Source organism: Agrobacterium vitis, assembly GCF_037039395.1.
GTDB classification, from domain to species: domain Bacteria; phylum Pseudomonadota; class Alphaproteobacteria; order Rhizobiales; family Rhizobiaceae; genus Allorhizobium; species Allorhizobium vitis_E.
The window spans coordinates 3,098,405-3,119,161 of the sequence record NZ_CP146242.1; the positions used below are offsets into that span (position 1 = coordinate 3,098,405).

A 20,757-nucleotide genomic window follows, 5' to 3' on the forward strand; every position below is an offset into this window, starting at 1 on the left:
CGGAGAATTGAATGATAAAAAAATGGAACATTAAAAATTTCAAATCGTTTCGTAATCCCCCCGAATTGAAATTTAATAGCATCAACATTCTTGCCGGTGCGAACAGCAGTGGTAAAAGTAGTATAATTCAAAGCATCCTGCTTTTAAAGCAAACAATACAATATGGAGCCCCGGATAGAAGCCTTGCTCTAAATGGGCCGCTGCTTCGGATGGGTGAATTTAGCGATGTTCGAAATTTCGACGCTGAAAATGAAACTCTTTCAATCGCTTTCGATTTAGATGTTAATCAGGGAACTTCGAGCGCTCCTATATGGCCTAGGCAAAGTCTTGATAGAATTTATGCGCAAGGTTCTACTGGTCTCCAAACAATTTCTGTTGAAGCAGAGTTTCGTCAATTTTTTGGGCAAGAACCTGATGGTGGCTTGAAAAACAAAATAGTTCTCCAGCGATCAAGCTTATATTCTACATACGATGCAGAAAGTTTAAATGAACCTGCATGTATAACGCTTACGACAAAAGCACTGCCGTTTGGTCCAGTTGATCCGGATTATGGGGCAAATCCTTTTCGGCATTTCAATGTAGAAATTGACGACGAAAGCCTAGCGCAAATTTCCGCAAATAGACCAAATCTAACTATTGAAGCAGGTATCGCGCGTCATTTTTTACCGGATTTAATTTTATTTAAGTATGATGCGGCGGCTCAAAAAGCTAATGAACTTGCTTCCTTTTTGTGTACGCCTCATTCAAACTTGGCTAAACATAGCAATCTAGGAAATGAAGTTATTTCACCTGTAGTAATTAATGTCCTGAATGAATGGCTTTCTAAGAAAAATTTTAAAGTGATTGATGTTAATGATTCAATCATTGCAAACGATGTAAGGCAAATTATATCGTCGCTGCCAGGTAACATCTTTTCTTGGAGCTCTCTGGTTGATCAAAAAAAGAGCGATAGACAGGATTTTGTCTTACTTCGTACATTATTGTCTGACGCACTTCTAGTTGAAAGCACAAAAAATTTAACATACGATCTGGATATCCCACGTATTACTCGTATCTCGTCGGATTACGTGAAAGACTTTTTTAGGCAAGGTGTTCGATATCTTGGTCCTCTACGGGACGCTCCTAGGCCAGTTTATCCCCTCGAGGCTTTGGAGAGCACGACGGATGTTGGGTATCGTGGCGAGCACACTGCGGCAGTTTTTCAATTAAACAGTGATAAATTTGTATCCATGCATCAGCCTCCAGGTGAAGGCTTCGAGTTCGACTATGTTACGGATGCAGAAAAAGTCACGATTAGCCTTCATGACGCGACCGTCAGTTGGCTTGCGTACCTCGGTGTAGCGGATGAAGTTAAGTCGACTGACAGCGGGGTTTTTGGAAATCGATTGCAGGTGGCTACGGATAATTTAGACCGGTGGCATGATCTCACTAATGTTGGGGTTGGGGTTAGCCAGGTGCTTCCTCTCGTGGTAACTGCCTTGTTAGCTAAGCCCGGTAGCCTACTAATATTTGAACAGCCCGAATTGCATCTTCATCCTCGTGTGCAGGCAAGATTGGCGGACTTTTTCTTGGCGCTTGCTTTGGACGGAAAGCAGATGCTGCTTGAAACTCATAGCGAATATCTAATAGATCGATTTCGGTTACGCATTGCACTTTCGGATGCTGATGCAGTCAGGCCGCTGTTGAGTATTCTGTTCACGGAAAAGGAAAACGGACAAAGTGTAATCACGCCTGTTCAGGTGACTGAATTCGGAGCCATCGAGAATTGGCCTAAGGATTTCTTTGATCAAAGCCAAAAGGATATCGCAAGGTTGCTTAAAGCGGCTGCGAAGCGTAGATCGAAGAGCAGGCACTAACATGACAGCGATATATTTAGATACAGCACTACTAGCAGTGCCGAATTATGCGATTGACGATCAATCAGGCCAAGAGCTTATCGAAAGAATTATTCATTTTTCGGAGCTTTCTCAGCATGATGTTCCCGTCGAAATTGTTATTTCGTCAAGGGCCGAAGAAACTCTTTGGTGCGCCAATTTGGGTCCAGACTTTCACCAGATTGAAGAATTTCTTGACTTAATGAATTTGAAGCATGTCTATTCTGCAAACGACCTCGTTCAGCGTTATCAAATCTTATTTGGAAATTGGACACCTCTAAAAACCTCCCCATTTTCCGCGTTTCATGATTCAATCCGGCCAGTGTGATTTTCTGGGAGCGGATGATGCGTGGGCAACCGGGCTTTTGGGATTTGGATGATCGTTACGAACGGCTGAGTGCCGTCGGCGATCCGCTGGAGAAGCTCAACAGCATCATTCCATGGGCGATATTTGAAAAACCTTTAGCGAAGGCGCTGAAGCGGTCCGACGGATCGAAGGGTGGACGTCCACCATTTCCGTCGGTTCTGATGTTTAAAATCCTGGTGCTGCAAGCGCTTTATAATCTCTCCGACGACCAAGCAGAGTTTGTTATCCAGGACCGGCTGTCGTTTATGCGTTTCCTTGGCCTTTCCCTTTCGCAGAAGGTGCCGGATGCCAAGACGATCTGGCTGTTCCGAGAGAGTTTGGTGCGTGCAGGTGCCATTGATAATCTGTTTGCCCGTTTCGACAAGCATCTCTCACGTTCCGGATATCTGGCCAAAGGCGGGCAGATCGTTGACGCCACGATCATCCAGGCTCCCAAGCAACATAACAGCCAGGACGAGAAAGACGCGATCAAGGCCGGCGAAATCCCTGAGGACTGGAAGGATAAACCCGCCAGGCTGGCCCAGAAGGACCGCGACGCGCGATGGACAGTGAAGTATTCCAAGGCGAAACGGCCAACGGAGACGCCGACGTCGACGACGACTGGCCAGCACGATATTGCCATTCCAATGTTTGGTTACAAAAACCATGCAGGCATCGACCGAGCCCATGGCTTTATCCGGGGATGGACGGTGACGAGTGCGAGCGCCCATGACGGAGCCCAGCTTCGAAACGTAGTGACCAAAGACAATACCGCGTCGACGGTCTGGGCCGATACGGCCTATCGCTCCAAGACCAACGAGGAATGGTTGCAGGACAATGGCCTAAAGTCCGACATCCATCAGAAGAAGCCAAAGGGCAAACCCATGCCGGAGGCGATGTCGCGCGCCAACGGCCGTCGTTCGAAGGTCCGCTCCGCCATCGAACATGTCTTTGCGCGGCAGAAGGACAAGATGAAGCTCTTCGTGCGCACCATCGGAATCAGCCGAGCGAGGGTGAAGATCGGCATGGCCAATATCACCTACAACATGCTTCGCTATGTCTGGCTGACTGGAAAACCACGGACCGCATAACGCGCAGCTGGCCGGAAGGCCGAAATGCATGCCGCAGATGCGGCAATCATCACAAAAAATGGGCGATCATCCGCGCGAGTTCATCGCGGAAATACATCCACGGCACCATCTTGCCAACTGCGACCGGTAAATCGAGGTGTCCAATTGCACTCGAGCTAGCTCGGATACCTTTCCGGAGGTTCTTGAGCTGGTCGATTTCGGAAGTGTGCCGGAACTGCCACCGGTTGCACCTCTGATTCTTGCTGATGAGAGTAAGCGCGCATTTGTATCCGCCGCGTCAGCACGGTTATTGGGGCAAAACATTAGGCTTGGGTCTGCTTTTTTTTCCACGGCCCCAACTTTGTTTGGTGTGAAGGCAACGCTTCTAAACGTTCTTGGGACGCCGCCGGGTAGTCCATTGCCAGTTTATTTTGATGCAGAAATTCAGACATTAAATTCGCTCTCGGATCTAATAGACAGTTTCACTGCGGACGTTGTATGGAGACGGGCAAATTGTGCAAATGATTTGCATTTCGCTATTACTCTCGGGGCACTATCTCTTCTTCGTGATGCTGGAGAGGAAGTTGGCTCTGCCAAATTGCGTCAGTTTGCGTTGGGATCAGAATTTATGGCTAGCCTCGAAAGGGTCGAGTGCCTTGGAGATGGACGCTATGGTACAGCCGTTCGGGAGCTTTGCAGTCAGCTTGTTGCAGGTAAATGTAACCGTCAAGTGAATCCATTCAGCTTAACGGGACAATACGTAAGGACGTTTGACGGCGCAAAAGCGTGGAGGACGCATGTCACTAATGCTGGTTTAGCTTTGAGGCTAATGCATTGGGATGGCAAGAATGGTATAGAGTTCGCCAATGTTGATGTGAAATCTGGAGAAAGAATTGAAGTAGGAGAAAACAAGCCTGCTGCTAGATTAGATTTTTCAGATTTAATTTAAAGACATGAATTCATGTGAAGAGCTTAACTCTACGATTTCAACTGTTATGCTTCTTTATTATTTGGCAGACGGTTGGATGATTTTATGAATTCATGGCGGATGTCCCACAAAAATCACCCGTCCAACCACCGCCAGATCCTCAACCCGGTTGGCGTCAAACGTCTCGATCGGGTACTTCCCGGCTGTGTTGTCTGAGATTAGCTCTAATCTTCCGTCCATGCGCCAGTTAGCCCGTTTGACCAGGACGGCGTTGCCTACGCTGAAGACGTAGATGCGGCCGTGGTCGACAGTGGTTTGGCTGGCGTCGACGATGAGGAGGGCGTTGTCGGGGATTGAGGGCAGCATGCTGTCGCCGGTGGACCACATGAGGAAACAGTGGTCGGGGGCGCCGCCGAGATCTCGGAGGAATTTTCGCTCGAATGCTGTTTCGCTGGTTGGCATCTGGTTGACGGGGAGGCGGCCTATTCCGGCTGAAGCGCAGACGTCGTATTGTGGCATTAATACGAAGTCGCGTTCTGCAACGGCAGCGCTAGATAACTGCGATCCGCGCATTTCGCCTTCGCCACCAACAAGCCAAAGAACATCAGCGCCGTGCTTTTTGCGATAGGCAAATAGCACTGAGGCGGTAGGCTCAGACTCTCCTCGTTCATAAGACGCCAAAGTGGTTTTACTGACACCTATAGAGCGAGCAAACTCCTCACGATCTGGATCTCCGATCGCTCTGCGAAATTCGCGGAGACGCGCAGCCATGGGCGTTTTTGGATCGACTTCAGGTCTTGCCAAATCGTAACACGCAATAAAACGGAAAAGCGCTTTACAAAGACGGAAATCCGCTTTATCCTCTCTATAAATACAGATCAAATCACCCATGAAAAAGGAGGCCAGTCAGGGCCTCCCCGTTCACAACGAGGAACTATTATGCACCGTGGCCGTGTTACGGACAAGGCAGCGAAACTGCGCCTTGATGAGATAAATCGCATAAAAGCCAGGCTCAATGTGGCCGGTCTCACGCTGCTGGCGATCGACCGGGAATATGGCTTGCCGCGCGGCACGGCCGGGAACACGTTGCAGCAGGCCAATCTGGCCGGCGAACGGGCGATTGCCGCTGCCTTGAAGACCCGTCCGCATCTGTTGTGGCGCAGCCGGTATCATCCTGATGGCCAACGCCGCGCACCGCAGCCGCCTGAAAACTATCAGCGCCCGCCCAACATGGAAAAACGCCGCCTCGAAAGCTCCGGCGCCCGCGAGGCGGCCTGAGGTGTGGTGCGGGCGGCACGCTGTTCTAGCCTTTGGCATCCGGGTTTTCACCGGCAGAACAGAAAGCGTCCATTGCAAGAGCTCTCGTTCCGGCTGTCCAGTCCAGCCGTCCGCTCCACACATAAATCTTCACCCGAAACGTCGAGCTGAACAATGACAAATCGAGACACCCAAATTGTCACCAAAGCCCTTCCCATCAAGGCGGATGCCGCCGACGCAGTCATGTACAAGTTGATCGCTGCAGCTGGTGAGGACGAAACAACTGGACGGCTTGTTGACCTTGCCTTGGAAGCATTGCCCTACAAGCAGGACGAAGTGATCGCCGCCCAGCTTCTGTCGTCAATCCTTCTTCACGACAATCTCGCGGAGGCGCTCAATGGCCGCCTCTGACACCTCTCGTCTGAGTATCGCGGCCCCGGTTTCTCCGGTGACCTCGAGACGGGTAATCAGGTTTTCTACCGTGACTGGCGTGCCGTCTTTAAGAAGGCTCACTGTCGCTTCGGCCAAAGGATGCCGCCAAAGCCGAGCATCGGCCTCGCGAACACCTTTCATGATCGCTGCAATACGCTCTTCTTTCGTTCTCTTCATTCGAATCGTCTCCTCGTATCTTCGTTGCGAGTTGATGACAGGTCTCGGGGCTGCGTTTGGGCAGCTCCGAGACCGCTATGCTCCCCTGATTCGCCCTGACCAAAATAGCCGGTTGGGTTACCGGGTGACCGCGAAAATGGGGGGGTGCTCATGCTGAACCTCCACTCCCAGGCGTCGCTGCATGACGGGGCGTTTCATGCCTGCGTGATGGCTGTGCATGACGGTTTTCCGCATCTCACAGTCCAGGCGATCATCGACCCGCCACATGAATGGTTCGATGCGGCACTGGCCCGGCAGGTGGTTATTCACCTGATGGTTCGGGTGTTTCTGATCCCCAAACGACGGGTGGTGGAGCATCAGGAACGCTCCCGCGAGGCCGTGAACCGGGCGCTGCGAACGATCGACCGCCGCCTGCAGACCCCACGATTTGAACAGCATTATTGCAGGATGGCGGCTGCGGCGCGCGCCTCGCTGACTGCCCGCATGGAGGACGCCGCCTGATGGCCGAGTTCAAAACCATCCCTATCGACCAGATCGTGGTTCCGGAGCGCCTGCGGGCGGTCGAGGAAGATCATGCCCTGGCGATTGCCCAGAGCATTGTCGAACATGGGCTGCTCAACCCGATCACCGTGCGCAGCACGAGGGCTGCCAAGGGCGGAAACTATACGCTTGTCGCCGGCGCTCATCGCCTGAGAGCCATGGTGCTGAATGATGAAAGCGAAATCGAGGCCATGGTGGTCGAGGCCGACAAGGCCGAGGCGCAATTGCTTGAGATCACCGAGAACCTGTTTCGCAACGAGCTTTCGGTGATCGACCGGGCGATTTTCGTGCAGAGCTACCGCGATGTGTGGGAGCAGAAGTACGGGAGGATCACCCCAGGCGGTGACCAGAAATCAAAGCGACAAGTTGTCGCTTTGGTCGGTGATCGAGCAAATTTGGCACTGCTGTTTCAAGAAGAGGCTGGACAAGGCTTCTCTGAACATGTGGCTGAACGCCTCGGCTTTTCGAAGCGGTCCATAGAGCGCCTCAACAGGATTGCCCAAAGCCTTTCCCCCGCACTTCGTACCGCGCTTCGCGGCACCCCAGCCGCCGACAATCAATCGCTTCTGCTCAAGCTCGCCAAAGCCGGTCCGAGCAAGCAAGCGGGGATCGTTGCCGGACTGGAGAAGGAACCGGATATCAAAAAGGTTCTGGCCTGGGCGAAAGACCCAGCACCACCGATCTCGGAGGCCGACAAGCAGGCGATCGTGCTTCATCAGCTAAAGACGGCCTGGAAGGGGGCCGATGAGACAACACGCCAGCGCTTCCTTCAGTCCATCGGTCTGGTGGATGATGTTCGAGAGGCTGTCCAATGAGCAAGCCGGACCCTTCCCAGCTCGACTTTTTCGCCCAGCCGGTTTTCCCGGTGCGCGATGGGGCAAAGCAGGTCGATATCGATCGCTACCGTGCCAAGATCAAACGGGCGATGGCCCGCGCCATCCGCGAATGCGACTACGACCGGCCCACCATTGCCGCTCGCATGGCCCACTATCTCGGCCTGCCGAATGTCAGCAAAGCCACGCTGGACGCCTATACCGCCGAAAGCCGCAATGGTCACGATGTGACGCTGATCCGTTTCACGGCCTTTGTTCATGCCACGGGCGCGCTCTGGCTTTGGGATGAGGTTGCCTCTGTTCAGGGCGTGACCGTGTTGATCGGCGACGAGGCGCGGCTGGCTGAAATCTCCAGGCTGCGGCAGGAGCGCAAGCGCATCGAGGCGGAAATCCGCCGCCAAAGTGCGCGCCCTGTGACGCTGGTTTCCAGGGGGCGGTCATGAAGGAGTGGTTTTCGCTGGCCGAGCTTGCGGAGCTGAAGCTGCCGGATCTACCCGATCGCGGCACGACCCATCGCCTTGAACTGTCCATGGCGGAAATCGCCGGACGTCTCAACACGATCGAAGTCGCACAAGCAGGTCGATTTTCGGCCATGGAGCAAAAACTAGCCCCCATCCAGGCCATGGGCGAGCGGCTGAACGAAGTCCTTTTGGAGCAAGCAAAGAATGAGCAGCATCGCGGTTGATTATGAAAAGCTGACCAGGGAGAAAGCCCGCCTGGTCATTCTCCAGGAGCTGGCAAAGCAGCAAAGCGAAAGCCTTTCGTCTGCCTTGCTGGCTCCAGCATTGCGCCTGAATGCGATCTATCAAGATCGGCCCTGGCTCAACCAGCAGATCGAATATCTGCGGAACCTGGGCGCGCTGACCGTCATCGATATCGATGACGAGATCAAGCTAGCGACCTTGTCCGACCATGGCAAACGGCACCTGGATCGCGAAATCACCATCGAGGGCGTTGCCCGCCCGCGTCGGCCGGGGATCTGATCATGGGGCGCGGACGCTTAAGTGGCATTGAACTGTTGCCGGAAGAATGCGGACCGATCGTTGCCTGGGCATCCGAGGCCCTGCAGGACCGCGACCGGACGCAAACCGACATTTATAAGGAGTTCGTCGCCAAGCTTCAGGCGCTCGATCGGGAATATCGTGGCGAGCTGGAGATCAGCATCCCGTCCTTCAGCTCCTTCAACCGCTATTCCTTGCGCCTGGCATCGATGACCCGGCGGCTGGATGAAACCCGTGAGATCGCAACGGTGATTGCTGGCAAGTTCGATGCCCAGTCCAGCGACGATCTGACCTTGATCGCGGCCGAAGCGATCAAGACGCTGATCTTCGAACTGCTCACCAGCAAGGGCGAAAGCGGTATTGATCCGAAGGGCGCGATGGCTCTGGCCAATGCGCTGCGCGCCTCCACCCAGGCGCAAACCGTGTCTTCGGATCGCCGGCGCAAGGTCGAGGCTGATTTCAAGCAAAAGGCCGACAAGGTCTTTGCGACGGTTTCCAACCAGATGGAAGCCCAGGGCAAGCCTGATGGGCAGGAGGTTCTGCGCAAGATCCGCGAAGACATTTACGGGATTTTCGAGAAATGAAATCCCCAGCCGTTCCGCTTTATGGCTATCAGCAACGCTGGCTGCTCGATCGCTCGCGCTTCAAGCTCGGCATGTTTGCCCGCCAGACCGGCAAGACCTTTACGACGACTCTGGAGACTGTGGACACCTGCTTTGAAGCGGCCGTGTCCGGCAAGCGCGAACGCTGGGTGATCCTGTCGCGTGGTGAACGCCAGGCGCGGGAAGCCATGAACGAGGGCATCAAGGTCCATTGTAAGGCTTATGATCTGGCGTTTCAGGAGGCTGAGTTCGATTGGGAAGGCGAGAGCGGCACGCATAAAGCGCTGGAGGTCACGTTGCCTCATGGCTCCAAGATCACGGCGCTGCCAGCCAATCCGGACACGGCGCGCGGCTTTTCCGCCAATGTCTTTCTCGATGAATTCGCTTTCCACAAAGACAGCCAGCAGATCTGGCGGGCGTTGTTTCCTGTCATTTCCAAGGGCTGGAACATCCGGGTGACATCCACGCCAAACGGCAAGAGCAATAAATTCTATGAGCTGGCAACCGGGCCGATCGATGATCCCTGGAGCCGCCATGTCGTCGACATCTACCAGGCGGTGCGGGACGGGTTGCCGCGCGACATCGACGAGCTGCGCGCCGGTCTTGCCGATGAGGATAGCTGGGCGCAGGAGTTCGAGCTGAAGTGGCTGGACCAGGCGAGCGCCTGGCTGTCCTACGATCTGATTTCGTCCTGCGAGGATGAGCGTGCCGGAGACCCGGAAGGCTATCAGGGCAATGTCTGCTTCGTCGGCCGCGATATCGGTCGGCGCGAGGATCTGCACGTCATCTGGGTCTGGGAGCAGATCGGCGATGTGCTTTGGGAGCGTGAACGGATCGAGCAGAAGCGCGCCACTTTTGCCGAAATGGACGAAGCCTTCGATGATGTCATGACCCGCTACCGCGTCGGCCGGGCTTGTATCGACCAGACGGGCATGGGCGAGAAAGTCACGGAAGACGCCCAGATCCGCTATGGCAGTCGGATCGAAGGCGTGTTGTTCACCGGGCCAAACAAGCTGGTTATGGCGACACGCGGCAAGGAGCGGTTCGAGGATCGCACCGTGCGTATCAGCCAGGGCGATCAGAAGCTGCGCGCCGATCTTCACAAACTGCGTAAAGTAGCGTCTGCCACCGGTGCGCCTCGCTTTGTGGCCGAGCGCGATGACGATCACGCCGACCGCACCTGGGCAGCGTTCCTGGGCATCCATGCTGCCGACGGCATCGTGGGTGAATACGGCTATCAGCCAGCGCCGGCACCACCATCCAAGTTCGCAGAACAGCAGGGTGACGATGAGCCCTACCGCGTCTCCTCGATGCGCAACAGACGTGGAGGCTATTGATGGCCCAGATCCTCGACCAATACGGCAATCCGATCAGCAGCGGCCAGATCAGACAAGAGCAGGCGGCACCTACGGTGACCGGTGTTCGCCGTCCTGTCGGCAATCATCAGGCCCCGGGGCTGACACCACCGAAGCTGGCGCGCATCCTTCGGGAATCGATCGACGGCGATCCGGAGCGGTATCTGGAACTGGCCGAAGACATGGAAGAGCGCAACGAGCATTATGCTGGCGTGCTTGGCGTGCGAAAGCGCCAGGTCGCGGGCCTGGAGATTACAGTCGAGGCCGCCAGCGATAGTGCCGATGATGTCGCGGCAGCCGATCTGGTGCGTGACGTCATCGGGCGCGACGATCTTGAAGACGAGCTGTTCGACATTCTCGACGCGGTCGGCAAAGGCTTTTCCGCCACCGAAATCATCTGGGATACGTCCGAGGGCCAGTGGACGATCGAGGCGCTGAAATGGCGCGATCCGCGCTGGTTCGTGTTTGATCGAGACGATGGCGAGACGCTCCGGCTGCGCGGTCTTGCAGGCGATGAGGATCTCTGGCCGGCGAAGTGGATCGTCCACAAAGCCAAGATCAAGTCCGGCCTTCCGATCCGAGGCGGCTTGGCGCGGTCGGCGGCCTGGGCCTATCTGTTCAAGACCTTCACGGCGACAGATTGGGCGATTTTTTGTGAGGCGTATGGGCAGCCGTTGCGCCTCGGCAAATATGGTTTAAGCGCTTCCGAAAAGGACAAGGAGGTCCTGCTGCGCGCCGTCAGCAGCATTGCGGCAGACTTTGCAGCCACCATCCCGGAAAGCATGGCGGTCGAGTTCGTGCAGGCTCAGCTCTCCGGCAGCATCGATCTTTATGAGCGGCGGGCCGATTGGCTCGACCGTCAGATCTCCAAGCTCGTGCTTGGTCAGACCGCGACGACTGATGCGCAGGCTGGCGGTTATGCCGTCGGCAAGGTGCATGACGGCGTGCGTGACGATATCGAGCGGGCCGATGCTCGGCAACTGGCCTCGACGCTCAACCGCGACCTCGTCATTCCGCTGGTCGCGCTCAATTTGGGCTCGCGCAAAAAATACCCGAAGATCCGCATCGGTCGGCCGGATGAAACCGACGTCAACGATCTCGTTGCCAATGTTGTCAAGCTCGTGCCACTCGGGCTGAAGGTCGGCATGTCGACCATGCGAGACATATGTGGACACCCCCTCGGTCAAGCCTTTCTTCTGATCTTTTTGAACCCGGCTGGCTGCTCGCATATGTCCGGCCTCTCTGATGATCGGCCGAACGGCCGCGGGCCTTGATGAAATCCGCGGATCATGGTCCCAATCAAAAAAGCGCATTCTGCAGATGCAGTCTCGCGAACGGGTTGTCCTGATCCCCGGCGGAACCGGTATTCATCACGATCGTCTGGCAGGCCCTCCGAACTCGGTGACGCTGGTGCGTCGGTTTCTATGCGATGGCGTTTGTGTATACCGTCTGCCGAGTCATCACGGCCCATGCGATCCGCGCCATCTTGTTCGCCAGCGCCACGGTCGTCAGGCGCGGGGGCTTCGTTAACAACAATTTCCTGACCCACTCGATGAGCGGCCCGTGCATCTTATGCCTGACATGCCTGAGGACGGCTGTCGCGCCGACGATCAGCAGCGTTCGCAGATATCGGTTCCCGGCCTTCGTGATCCTGCCGAGGCGCTCTTTTCCTCCAGACGAATTCGATCGTGGCGTCAGCCCGAGCCATGCGGCAAATTCTCGCCCCGACCTGAAGACTGACGCATCAGGCACCGTCGCCGCCAGTGCTGTGGCAGTGATGACGCCGACGCCCGGGATCGTCGCAAGCCTGCGGCCTGCTTCGCTCGTTCGTTGCCATTCGCGTATCTTGGCTTCAAGTGTCCTGACCTCGGCGGTCAGGGAGTCGATTTGCCTGGCCAAGGATACGACAATGTCAGTCACGAGCGGCGGAACGTCCAGCTCTGTCGGCTCGTGTGCGAGCACCCGCTCGACGAGCTCTGCCGTTCTTTCGATCCCGACCGGCGCCACGATGCCGATCTCGGTGAGATGGCCTCGTAAGGCGTTCACCAGCATGGTCCTCTGCCGGATGAGGAGAGCACGCGACTTGTGCACCATCAGGATCGACTGCTGCGACGCGGTTTTGATTGGAACGAACCGCATGGTCGGCCGGGTCACAGCCTCGCAGATCGCCTCGGCATCCACCATGTCGTTCTTCCCCCGCTTCACGTACGGCTTCACATAAGCCGGCGCCATCAGCTTGACCTCATGGCCCATGCCTGTCAGTTCGCGAGCCCAGTGATGCGCGGAGCCGCACGCCTCCATGCCGATCAGACTCGGCTCCAGCTTGGCAAAGAATGCAAGAAGGTGTGTGCGCCGGAGTTTCTGAGCGATCACGACACGACTGCTGTCATCAATGCCGTGAACCTGGAAGACATTCTTTGCAAGGTCGATTCCGATTGTCAGCCTGGACATCCCGTTTCCTTTCCAACGTTTGATTGGTCCCTGCCGATATTCTCGGCGGTAGTGGTGGGGGTGTCCACATCATCAAGCTTGGCTTGCCGGATCCGGACGCGGACGAGGAGCTGCTCGTTCCTCAGGCGGCAGCGCCAGCACCATCGTCTGACCAGGAGGATGCTCCACCGCCGAAAGTCGCTGCGCAAAGTCAGATGGCGGGGAGCGATCAGGACGCGATCGATATGGCGGCTGCCAAGATCGCGGCCGAGGACTGGAAGGAAATGACCCCACCTGTCGTCGATGGTTTGGCTGATGCCTTGAGCAAGGTGACGACGCTGGAGGAACCCGGCTTGCTCCGCTCCTGGAAGATGTCCACGAGCGCCTATCTGGCGTCGTCATCGAGAACCTGGACTGCCTGGCCTTCATCAATCGGTATGACCGGCCGGGCGTGCTGTTCTATCTCGACCCGCCGTACTTCGGGTGTGAGAACGATTACGGCAAGGCGCTGTTCGAGCGGGATCAGTTCGAGGTTCTTGCAGGGCGCTTAAAGACCCTTCAAGGGCGGTTTATCTTGTCCATAAATGACCGTCCAGAGGTCCGGGAGATATTCGCAGGGTTCCCAGTTGAGGGGGCAGAGTTGTCCTACTCGGTGTCAGGCGGGAAGGGGATTGAGGCGCGGGAGTTGATTTATTGGGGTAGGGAGGGGTTCTGTTGAGACGGGTGCTTGATGCCAGCTTTGCGCCTCCATGTCTCTCGTTCGAGGCAGTTCGAAAATTGTTCGAAAGCTGGCGTCGTCCACGTTTCAGACGAGTGACCTTGACGAACAAGGTTCGTACAACTTTAAATGACAACTTAGGTCGTCGTGGGGATGCCTGTAGTATTGGTAACCTACCGAGGCGCATAAATGGCAAAACTGCCAAAAAAGAATGGGGCTGCTTGCCAGATATGCCAGACTACGACTTCCATCAACTATCTCCACATGATCTTGAGGTTCTAACTCGCGATCTACTGCAGGCTCATTGGCGAGTCGATATTGAAAGCTTCAAGGGTGGCCGCGATGGCGGCATAGATCTGCGTTATGCCGCCGGGCCGTCGAAGACCATCATCCAAGTCAAGCATTACCTCCGTACTGGCCTAACGGGCCTGATGCGTGATCTGAAGCCGGAAGCCATCAAGGTCCGACGTTTGGCTCCCTCACGGTACGTCGTTGTAACCTCTGTTCCGCTGTCGCCGGCGAATAAAGACGCGATCGTCGAGATCATCGGCACCGAGTATTTAAAACCCCATGATATCATAGGACCAGAAGACCTCAATAATTTGATAGGCCAGCATTCCGATATTGAAGGTCGCCACTATAAGCTTTGGTTGGCAAGCCGAGGCGTCCTTGACCGGGTCATTCACAATGCGGCGCTCACCCGCAGCGAGTTCAAGGCGCGCCAAGTCTATCAACAGGCGCGCCGGTACGTAGCGAGCGATACTTATCCGACAGCGCTACAGATGCTTGCAGACCAACGAGTAGTTATCATTGCCGGCCCACCAGGCGTCGGTAAGACGACGCTCGCAGATCTGTTGCTATATACGCACCTTGAGCAGTGCTACCAGGCTATCCTAATCCAGCGCGACGTCGAAGAAGGTGAAAAGCTATTCCAGCCCGGCTCACGGCAGATTTTTTATTTTGACGACTTCATGGGAGCGACTTTCGCTGGGGACCGTATCCACGGCTCCAATGATCGCGCGCTGCTCAATTTTATTTCCATGATTAGGTCGACGCCAGACGCGCGACTTGTGCTTACCACCCGCGAGCATGTCTTCTCCCAAGCGTTGAGTCGCTCAGAACGGCTGCGTCACGCCGGGCTGGATGATCTACGTGTCACATTGAACATGCCGAGCTATACGACGATGCAGCGGGCCCGTATTCTCTACAACCATCTCTACTTTAGCGACCTGCCCAACGCCTATTGTGACGAACTGTTGCGGGATAAATTTTACATGCAGATCGTAAAGCATGAGAAGTTCAATCCGCGCCTGATCGAGTGGTTGTCATCCTACCGCCGTCTGACGTATGTGCCAGTCGAGCACTACCGCGGCTTCGTCAATAATCTCCTGCGCGATCCATCCGAAATCTGGCGTCACGCCTATGAGCAGGAAATTTCCGAGGCGGGCCGCTCGGTGCTGCTTGCTATGCTAGCTCTTGGCGGTCGGTGTGGTGGAGGCATGCTAGAGGGTGCCTTTGGACCGCTCCACGCGCATCGTGCCGCGCGCTACCGCTTCTCCACACGGCCTGAAGACTTCAGGACTGGCGTCCGAGAAGTGGTAAATAGCTTCATCAAGCCTTGGGGTAACGAGGGGTTTGAGGTGATCGATCCTTCCGTGCTCGATCTGCTCAATTCTGTCGTGCGCGACGCGCCGGATAATGCCGTCGACCTGATCCAGGAGGCGGCGCGCTTCGAGCAAATCGAGCGAATTTGGGAGCTGGCGAAGGCCAACCAAGGTGCTAACATCCTAGCTGCGCTCGAACGCGATGCGAACAGGATTGCCCCATCAATCGCCCGGTTGGCGGCCCAATGTCGGCGGTTCGCCTTCAAAGGCGGCGTCGCCTATTTCGGCCCGACGTTTGAACAAAGACTTACGATTATATTTGAGCTGGCTGAGCGGCTCAGAGCACCTGCGATCCACGCGCTGATCACACCAGCCTATGTGCGGCTAATTGAAGAGTGGGGCACCGAGCGGCCGCAGATCAACGACGCGGTCAACCTAATCCGCGCGATGGACTCGGCGGTGTCGGTGTCTGCTGTCAGTATCACATCCATGCGGAACACGGTTCTCGATGCGGTCTTGCAAGAAGCGCGAACTGGCTGTCGATCGGACGAGCTGCGCGAAATTCTAGGCGTGGTCGAGATACAGGACGAGGGGCGTGAAGTGGTCATGATTAGGGAAAGCTTTGCTAGGTATCAGCTTCAGAACTTCTCCGATGACCTGGGCGAATGTCGCTCGAGTGACGCGTTTTATGGTTTGATTGAGGACTTGGAGGTGTTCCGCGATGAGCTCGGAGTCGATGTCGATGCGATGATCCGGCGGGTCGAGGAGGCAAACGCCGAGTTCGAAGAGCGTGAAGATCAATACGCCGACCATATGCAAGCCGAGTGGAAGGAGCGGTCGCATATGGAGTTGTCCGGTGATCTGAGTATTTCGGAGATGTTTGGATCATTGAGGGGTGATCGCTCTTAGCGGGCGGTACCACGCTCACTCTGGCGTACAAACAGTAGCTAACTCAGCTTCCGTCCCAATGACCGCAGGTTCGGAAATCAATGCGAAACGGTGCTTATAGGGGCTGCAGTTACCCTCTGAACCGACTTCAAAGAATTAAAAAGTCTTTCAAAAATACTCGGATTTGAAGCCAGCAAGGGTTTTGCTCCGATGATTCGATATCGTCGACAACCGCCGGACTGCAAGTTTCATTTTTCCGGTTTTGCGTGTCAAAATTCCGGAAGTTTGCGGCGAGCTACAGCGAGCTACAACAGTCCGGGTTGATGTGGCGATGAACAGAAATGGTGGGCCTGGAGAGACTCGAACTCCCAACCAAGCGGTTATGAGCCGCCGGCTCTAACCATTGAGCTACAGGCCCGGCAGGCGCGAGGGCCGGCGGTGGGGTTGGCAATGGTTCCAACATCCGTGGTGACGCTCTAGCGGAAAACGATGGGTGCGACAAGTGTTTGCCGCAATGGTTTTGCAATAGGTTGTTTAGCGAGAGGTTGCGTAATCGGAAATAGGAGCTTGGGAGACGGCATGGTGAAATTGGGTGCGGTTTTGGATCTTGGACGGATTGGCTTTGTGTTGGCGTCCCTGGCTGTGGTTTCTCCGGTCATGGCACAGGAAGCGTCCCGGCAGGAGGCGGTCATCAATGTGTCGGGCGAAGGAGAGGTCAGTCTGGCGCCGGATATGGCTTTGATGCAATTGGGTGTCGTGACTGAGGCTGCCGAGGCCGCGCAGGCGTTGAAGGACAATAACGAGGCTTTGGCCAAAGTGTTGAAATCCCTGAAGGACAAGGGATTAGCGGATCGCGATTTGCAGACATCCGGCTTTCAGATTACGCCGCGCTATCGCCAGGAGCCAGAAGACAAGGCCGATAGCCGCCCGCCAGTGATCGAGGGCTATTCCGTCAGCAATGGGCTGACGATCCGGGTGCGTGATCTGTCCAAGCTGGGCGGGGTAATCGATACGTCCGTTGGGCTTGGCGCCAACCAGGGTGGAGAGATCCGCTTCACCAATGACAAGCCGGAAACGGCCATAGATGCGGCCCGCAAATCCGCCATGGCGGATGCCTTAGCCAAGGCGAAAGTGCTGACGCAAGCGGCGGGTGTCAAGCTTGGCCGAATCATTTCCATCAATGAAAACGCAGCGCGGCCTTTTGAGCAGGGCATGATGATGAAAGCCAGCATGGCCCGGGATATGGCGCCCGCACCAACGCCGATGGCAGCAGGCGAGAATACCTATCGTGTGACCGTGAATGTCAGCTTTGCATTGGAGCAATAGCCAGCAATCACAAAAAAAGCCCCGGTCGTTAAACCGGGGCCGATCTCTAACAGTCTATCAGAATTTGATACCGATGCCGAGATTGACGACATTCTGCTTGGTTTCAAAATCGATGCCGCCAAGGTTCTTGGTGCCGTAATCGTTGTAGCGATATTCGAGGCGGGTAAAGATGCGATTGGTAATCGCATAATCGACGCCAGCGCCGATGGTCCAGCCGTTAAGCGTCTTGTCGTAATCGCCGGACGAAGACTTGATATAGTCTCGGTCTGCCGTCCAGCCGCCAGCCACAAACAGCAGGGCGCGGTCGATGGCGTAACCAGCGCGGGCTCGGGCAGAGCCGGAGACATCCATGCCCACCTTGACGCCGGAATAGTTGTTTTCGTTCCAGTCGTAGTTCACGTCGGCTTCTACGCCGAGAATCACGTTGTGGCCGACATCGAAGTTCCAGCCACCAAATCCACCGATGCGGCCGCCATCGAAATTATCCGAGAGCGATGCGCCGCCCTGCGACAGTGTGGCATCCAGCCAGCCGTAGCCGCCGTAAACACCGATATAGCCGCCTGCCCATGAAAACGCTGCGGGGGTTTCAACAGCAGCAGGAGCTGTCGGAACCTGATCAACTGCATCGGCGGCCATGGCAATGCCTGCCGATACGAAGAGGGTTGCAGCGGTTGCAAGGAGGGTCACTCTGTTCATATTCGTCTCCACTCGTTTAATGAGTGAGTGAGATATAATTTATTCATTTGCGTGTATGTAGCAAAAATACCACGGTTTCTGCAATTATGAGCTTTAAATTCCGCAAATGAGGCCAATACACATCTTATTCGAGTGTTTTACTGTCAAATTTCGCGGGTTTTTGCTGTTTCTTTCCCTCAGATAGGGCAGAGAAAAGCCTGTGCATTCTGCTTTTGTGATGAATTTTTAGTTATTGGAGCCGAGGGAATGCGCAGGAAGGCTCAGCACTTTGGTGTTCTCTTTCCGGTGTTTTGGTGACGGCTATTGGGTCGCCCTTCTGGCGCCAGTGACGCAGGCAACGACGGCAAGGGTGGTGACCAGCATGGAGGGGCTGACGGTTTCGTGGAGAAGGGCGGCGGCAAGCCCCAAGCCGAAAAACGGTTGCAGCAATTGCAATTGGCCGATGGCAGCTATGCCGCCCTGGGCAAGGCCGCGATACCAGAAAATGAAGCCGATCAACATGCTGAACAGTGAGACATAGCCAAGGCCCAGCCAGGCGCCAGCGGTTACGCCACTGAGCGTTGAGGGCAGGGTGAGGGCGGCGGCCACGATGCTGATGGGCAAAGCCAACGTCAGCGCCCAGCAGATTACCTGCCAACCGCCCAACCGGCGCGACAGTCTTGCGCCCTCGGCATAGCCAAGGCCGCAGATCAGGATGGCGAGGATCATCAGCATATCGCCGTAAGATGCGGTGGCGACCCCTTGGGACAGGGCAAAGCCGATCACCAGAGCGCTACCGAGGCTGGAAAACAGCCAGAAGATCGGCCGCGGACGCTCACCGCCGCGCAGAACGGCAAACAGGGCGGTCGAAAGCGGTAACAAGGCGATGAAAACCAGCGAACGGGTCGAGGGTATATGTTGCAAGGCGTAGGCCGTCAGCAAGGGAAAGCCGATCACCACGCAGAGCGAGACCATGGCGAGGGCCGCGATTTCCGCGAGATTGGGTTTTGCCGGGCGAAATACCAGAAGCAGGCCGCAGCCAAGCAAGCCGGCGATGCTGGCGCGGGCGACGGTTAGAAAAACCGGGTCGAAACTGCCGATCGCAGCCCGGGTTGCCGGGAGCGAGCCGCTGAAGATCAGCATGCCCAGAAAACCATTGATCAGCCCGCTCGTCGTCTTGTTCATTTGATGCTCCTGTTTTTGTTGTTCTTGCGCCGAGGTGATGGTTATGCCAGAGACGGTGCAATACAATTTTGCCAAACTGTTATGGGTGTTTGAGCAATACAGAGGCGATGGTGAGCGATTTGGACGCGCAGGGAATAAGCCGGATCGACACGGTAATGGCGGCTATTCGGACGCGTATTTCCTCGCGAAGCCTGGCGACCGGCGCACGGCTACCCTCTGTGCGCGGCTTTGCCAAGACCATGCAGGTTTCGGTTTCAACAGTGGTGGAGGCTTACGAACGGTTGGCGGCGGAAGGGCTGATCCGCGCGCGGCCGGGCTCCGGGTTTTTCGTGGCGGCACCCTTGGCGCCGTTGTCCCTGACCAATCTCGGGCCTCGGCTGGAGCGGGAGATCGATCCGTTCTGGGTCTCTCGCCAATCGCTGGAAACTCGTGGTGATCTGCTGAAACCGGGATGCGGCTGGCTGCCGCCCGATTGGTTGCCGGAGGCGGCAATTCGGCGGGCGCTGCGCATGCTTGGCCGCGCCGATGGTGCGGTACTGACGGATTACGGTTCGCCGCTCGGCCTGCCGGGGCTTCGGCAATTGCTGTCGCGGCGGATGGCCGATCATGGGCTGACGGTGGCGGCGGACGCGATCATGCTGACGGAATCCGGCACCCATGCCATCGATCTGGTCTGCCGTTTTTTTCTGGAGCCGGGCGATTGCGTTCTGGTCGATGACCCCTGCTATTTCAACTTTCATGCCCTGCTGCGGGCGCACCGCGCCACCATCGTCAGCGTGCCTTATCTGGCGGATGGCCCGGATCTGGAGGCGTTCGCGGCTATTGTCGAGGCCCATAAGCCGCGGCTCTATATTACCAATTCGGGCGTGCATAATCCCACCGGCGCAAGCCTCTCGGCGGTCAATGCGCATCGAGTGCTGACCCTTGCCGACCGGGCCGACCTGACCATCGTCGAGGATGATATCTTTGCCGATTTCGAAGATGTTCCTTCTGCGCGGTTATCGGCTTTCGATGGGTTGAACCGGGTGGTGCAGATCGGCAGTTTTTCCAAGACATTGTCGGCTTCGGTGCGCTGCGGTTATATCGCCGCCCGGCGTGATTGGATCGAGGGACTGACCGACTTGAAGATCGCCACGAGTTTTGGTGGCGGGCGGCTTTCCGCCGAACTGGTGCTGGCCGTGCTGACGGATGGTGGCTATCGCAAACATCTTGAAGGGCTGAAAACCCGGTTGGCCGCAGCGCGCAGCACTGTGGCGGCGGAGTTGTCGTCGCTTGGCTTCACGCCCTGGCTCCAGCCGAAGGCGGGACTTTTTCTGTGGTGTCGAATGCCTGATGGGATCGAATCGGGCGCTCTGGCCCGCCACTGCCTGAAGGATGGCGTCATTCTGGCACCCGGCAATGTCTTCAGCCTGTCGCAGAATGCGGGCCGGTTCATGCGTTTCAACGTGGCGCAAACCATGGATGCGAGGGTTCTTGGCTCATTGAAGGCGGGTTTGCAGCAATTGCGGTGAATGGT

At 56.1% G+C, this 20,757-nt stretch carries 22 protein-coding genes, 1 tRNA gene and 1 pseudogene; 18 read left to right on the forward strand and 6 right to left on the reverse strand.

Annotation, left to right across the window (positions count from 1 at the left end; all coding sequences use genetic code 11):
• The first annotated feature begins 11 nt into the window (after nt 1–11).
• From V6582_RS16835 to V6582_RS16850, 4 genes are all read left to right on the forward strand, one after another.
• Nucleotides 12–1,856, forward strand: coding sequence for an AAA family ATPase (locus tag V6582_RS16835; protein WP_156634871.1), 1,845 nt, complete (start codon nt 12–14; stop codon nt 1,854–1,856).
• 1 nt (nt 1,857) lies between these two features.
• Complete coding sequence (locus V6582_RS16840) at nt 1,858–2,202, forward strand: hypothetical protein (protein ID WP_156634872.1); 345 nt, start codon at nt 1,858–1,860, stop codon at nt 2,200–2,202.
• Nucleotides 2,203–2,219: 17 nt separating this feature from the next.
• A complete protein-coding gene (locus tag V6582_RS16845; protein WP_349508847.1) occupies nt 2,220–3,311 on the forward strand; it encodes an IS5 family transposase in 1,092 nt (363 codons plus the stop codon).
• Nucleotides 3,312–3,708: 397 nt separating this feature from the next.
• Nucleotides 3,709–4,239, forward strand: a complete 531-nt coding sequence (locus tag V6582_RS16850) for a hypothetical protein (RefSeq protein WP_349508892.1) — start codon at nt 3,709–3,711, stop codon at nt 4,237–4,239.
• A gap of 90 nt (nt 4,240–4,329) precedes the next feature.
• Here the strand turns inward: V6582_RS16850 and V6582_RS16855 are convergent, their stop codons facing one another.
• Nucleotides 4,330–5,109: an XRE family transcriptional regulator gene (locus V6582_RS16855; protein ID WP_234889908.1), complete on the reverse strand. Its 780-nt coding sequence runs from the start codon at nt 5,107–5,109 to the stop codon at nt 4,330–4,332.
• A 48-nt stretch (nt 5,110–5,157) separates the two neighbouring features.
• On the opposite strand from V6582_RS16855, the gene V6582_RS16860 reads away from it, so the two are divergent.
• Both V6582_RS16860 and V6582_RS16865 read left to right on the forward strand, forming a co-directional pair.
• Complete coding sequence (locus tag V6582_RS16860; protein WP_156634889.1) at nt 5,158–5,496, forward strand: helix-turn-helix domain-containing protein; 339 nt, start codon at nt 5,158–5,160, stop codon at nt 5,494–5,496.
• A 153-nt stretch (nt 5,497–5,649) separates the two neighbouring features.
• Complete coding sequence (locus V6582_RS16865) at nt 5,650–5,886, forward strand: hypothetical protein (protein ID WP_156536945.1); 237 nt, start codon at nt 5,650–5,652, stop codon at nt 5,884–5,886.
• On the opposite strand, the gene V6582_RS16870 is transcribed toward V6582_RS16865, so the two are convergent.
• Nucleotides 5,836–6,084 carry a hypothetical protein gene (locus V6582_RS16870; RefSeq protein WP_156634888.1) on the reverse strand — a complete coding sequence of 83 codons (249 nt, stop codon included), beginning with the start codon at nt 6,082–6,084 and terminating at the stop codon, nt 5,836–5,838. The two genes, V6582_RS16865 and V6582_RS16870, sit on opposite strands and share 51 nt — an antisense overlap.
• A 150-nt stretch (nt 6,085–6,234) precedes the next feature.
• Between V6582_RS16870 and V6582_RS16875 the strand changes: the two genes are divergently transcribed.
• Genes V6582_RS16875 through V6582_RS16910 form a run of 8 tightly spaced genes read left to right on the forward strand, consistent with a single transcriptional unit; the run spans nt 6,235 to nt 11,689 of the window.
• Complete coding sequence (locus tag V6582_RS16875; RefSeq protein ID WP_070148838.1) at nt 6,235–6,585, forward strand: hypothetical protein; 351 nt, start codon at nt 6,235–6,237, stop codon at nt 6,583–6,585.
• Nucleotides 6,585–7,439, forward strand: coding sequence for a ParB/RepB/Spo0J family partition protein (locus tag V6582_RS16880; RefSeq protein WP_156634887.1), 855 nt, complete (start codon nt 6,585–6,587; stop codon nt 7,437–7,439). Before V6582_RS16875 ends, V6582_RS16880 begins: the two co-directional genes overlap by 1 nt.
• Nucleotides 7,436–7,900, forward strand: a complete 465-nt coding sequence (locus tag V6582_RS16885; RefSeq protein WP_071203634.1) for a hypothetical protein — start codon at nt 7,436–7,438, stop codon at nt 7,898–7,900. Before V6582_RS16880 ends, V6582_RS16885 begins: the two co-directional genes overlap by 4 nt.
• Nucleotides 7,897–8,142 carry a hypothetical protein gene (locus tag V6582_RS16890; RefSeq protein WP_234889907.1) on the forward strand — a complete coding sequence of 82 codons (246 nt, stop codon included), beginning with the start codon at nt 7,897–7,899 and terminating at the stop codon, nt 8,140–8,142. Before V6582_RS16885 ends, V6582_RS16890 begins: the two co-directional genes overlap by 4 nt.
• Nucleotides 8,123–8,440 carry a hypothetical protein gene (locus V6582_RS16895; protein WP_041696869.1) on the forward strand — a complete coding sequence of 106 codons (318 nt, stop codon included), beginning with the start codon at nt 8,123–8,125 and terminating at the stop codon, nt 8,438–8,440. The genes V6582_RS16890 and V6582_RS16895 overlap by 20 nt, the downstream gene beginning before the upstream one ends.
• A 2-nt stretch (nt 8,441–8,442) precedes the next feature.
• Nucleotides 8,443–9,042 (forward strand): DUF3486 family protein, encoded by a 600-nt coding sequence (locus V6582_RS16900; protein WP_156634886.1) that lies wholly within the window; start codon nt 8,443–8,445, stop codon nt 9,040–9,042.
• Nucleotides 9,039–10,397: a terminase large subunit domain-containing protein gene (locus V6582_RS16905; protein ID WP_156634885.1), complete on the forward strand. Its 1,359-nt coding sequence runs from the start codon at nt 9,039–9,041 to the stop codon at nt 10,395–10,397. The genes V6582_RS16900 and V6582_RS16905 overlap by 4 nt, the downstream gene beginning before the upstream one ends.
• Nucleotides 10,397–11,689, forward strand: coding sequence for a DUF935 domain-containing protein (locus tag V6582_RS16910; protein ID WP_234889906.1), 1,293 nt, complete (start codon nt 10,397–10,399; stop codon nt 11,687–11,689). The genes V6582_RS16905 and V6582_RS16910 overlap by 1 nt, the downstream gene beginning before the upstream one ends.
• 148 nt (nt 11,690–11,837) lie before the next feature.
• Here the strand turns inward: V6582_RS16910 and V6582_RS16915 are convergent, their stop codons facing one another.
• The gene (locus V6582_RS16915; protein WP_060718548.1) at nt 11,838–12,866 is read right to left on the reverse strand and encodes an IS110 family transposase; all 1,029 of its coding nucleotides are present in this window, start codon (nt 12,864–12,866) and stop codon (nt 11,838–11,840) included.
• Between the two features lie 325 nt (nt 12,867–13,191).
• Between V6582_RS16915 and V6582_RS16920 the strand changes: the two are divergent.
• Nucleotides 13,192–13,563 (forward strand): annotated as a pseudogene (locus V6582_RS16920) (DNA adenine methylase); the annotation flags it as partial.
• 101 nt (nt 13,564–13,664) lie between these two features.
• On the forward strand, nt 13,665–16,076 hold the full coding sequence (locus V6582_RS16925) for a restriction endonuclease (protein ID WP_156632654.1): 2,412 nt from the start codon (nt 13,665–13,667) through the stop codon (nt 16,074–16,076).
• Between the two features lie 321 nt (nt 16,077–16,397).
• Here V6582_RS16925 and V6582_RS16930 read toward each other — a convergent pair.
• Nucleotides 16,398–16,473 (reverse strand) — tRNA-Ile (locus V6582_RS16930).
• A gap of 161 nt (nt 16,474–16,634) precedes the next feature.
• Here V6582_RS16930 and V6582_RS16935 point away from each other — a divergent pair.
• Nucleotides 16,635–17,381, forward strand: coding sequence for an SIMPL domain-containing protein (locus V6582_RS16935; protein ID WP_156632653.1), 747 nt, complete (start codon nt 16,635–16,637; stop codon nt 17,379–17,381).
• A 57-nt stretch (nt 17,382–17,438) separates the two neighbouring features.
• On the opposite strand, the gene V6582_RS16940 is transcribed toward V6582_RS16935, so the two are convergent.
• Nucleotides 17,439–18,077 (reverse strand): outer membrane protein, encoded by a 639-nt coding sequence (locus V6582_RS16940; RefSeq protein WP_156632652.1) that lies wholly within the window; start codon nt 18,075–18,077, stop codon nt 17,439–17,441.
• Between the two features lie 300 nt (nt 18,078–18,377).
• The gene (locus V6582_RS16945; protein ID WP_156632651.1) at nt 18,378–19,241 is read right to left on the reverse strand and encodes a DMT family transporter; all 864 of its coding nucleotides are present in this window, start codon (nt 19,239–19,241) and stop codon (nt 18,378–18,380) included.
• A gap of 107 nt (nt 19,242–19,348) precedes the next feature.
• Here V6582_RS16945 and V6582_RS16950 point away from each other — a divergent pair, with 107 nt between their 5' ends.
• Nucleotides 19,349–20,752, forward strand: coding sequence for a PLP-dependent aminotransferase family protein (locus tag V6582_RS16950; protein ID WP_156632650.1), 1,404 nt, complete (start codon nt 19,349–19,351; stop codon nt 20,750–20,752).
• Nucleotides 20,753–20,757: the final 5 nt, after the last annotated feature.

Coding starts and splice junctions, on each gene's coding strand:
- V6582_RS16835 (WP_156634871.1), top strand. CDS start 12: ATGATAAAAAAATGGAACATTAAAAATTTCAAATCGTTTCGTAATCCC.
- V6582_RS16840 (WP_156634872.1), top strand. CDS start 1,858: ATGACAGCGATATATTTAGATACAGCACTACTAGCAGTGCCGAATTAT.
- V6582_RS16845 (WP_349508847.1), top strand. CDS start 2,220: ATGCGTGGGCAACCGGGCTTTTGGGATTTGGATGATCGTTACGAACGG.
- V6582_RS16855 (WP_234889908.1), bottom strand. CDS start 5,109: ATGGGTGATTTGATCTGTATTTATAGAGAGGATAAAGCGGATTTCCGT.
- V6582_RS16860 (WP_156634889.1), top strand. CDS start 5,158: ATGCACCGTGGCCGTGTTACGGACAAGGCAGCGAAACTGCGCCTTGAT.
- V6582_RS16865 (WP_156536945.1), top strand. CDS start 5,650: ATGACAAATCGAGACACCCAAATTGTCACCAAAGCCCTTCCCATCAAG.
- V6582_RS16870 (WP_156634888.1), bottom strand. CDS start 6,084: ATGAAGAGAACGAAAGAAGAGCGTATTGCAGCGATCATGAAAGGTGTT.
- V6582_RS16875 (WP_070148838.1), top strand. CDS start 6,235: ATGCTGAACCTCCACTCCCAGGCGTCGCTGCATGACGGGGCGTTTCAT.
- V6582_RS16880 (WP_156634887.1), top strand. CDS start 6,585: ATGGCCGAGTTCAAAACCATCCCTATCGACCAGATCGTGGTTCCGGAG.
- V6582_RS16885 (WP_071203634.1), top strand. CDS start 7,436: ATGAGCAAGCCGGACCCTTCCCAGCTCGACTTTTTCGCCCAGCCGGTT.
- V6582_RS16890 (WP_234889907.1), top strand. CDS start 7,897: ATGAAGGAGTGGTTTTCGCTGGCCGAGCTTGCGGAGCTGAAGCTGCCG.
- V6582_RS16895 (WP_041696869.1), top strand. CDS start 8,123: ATGAGCAGCATCGCGGTTGATTATGAAAAGCTGACCAGGGAGAAAGCC.
- V6582_RS16900 (WP_156634886.1), top strand. CDS start 8,443: ATGGGGCGCGGACGCTTAAGTGGCATTGAACTGTTGCCGGAAGAATGC.
- V6582_RS16905 (WP_156634885.1), top strand. CDS start 9,039: ATGAAATCCCCAGCCGTTCCGCTTTATGGCTATCAGCAACGCTGGCTG.
- V6582_RS16910 (WP_234889906.1), top strand. CDS start 10,397: ATGGCCCAGATCCTCGACCAATACGGCAATCCGATCAGCAGCGGCCAG.
- V6582_RS16915 (WP_060718548.1), bottom strand. CDS start 12,866: ATGTCCAGGCTGACAATCGGAATCGACCTTGCAAAGAATGTCTTCCAG.
- V6582_RS16935 (WP_156632653.1), top strand. CDS start 16,635: ATGGTGAAATTGGGTGCGGTTTTGGATCTTGGACGGATTGGCTTTGTG.
- V6582_RS16940 (WP_156632652.1), bottom strand. CDS start 18,077: ATGAACAGAGTGACCCTCCTTGCAACCGCTGCAACCCTCTTCGTATCG.
- V6582_RS16945 (WP_156632651.1), bottom strand. CDS start 19,241: ATGAACAAGACGACGAGCGGGCTGATCAATGGTTTTCTGGGCATGCTG.
- V6582_RS16950 (WP_156632650.1), top strand. CDS start 19,349: ATGGTGAGCGATTTGGACGCGCAGGGAATAAGCCGGATCGACACGGTA.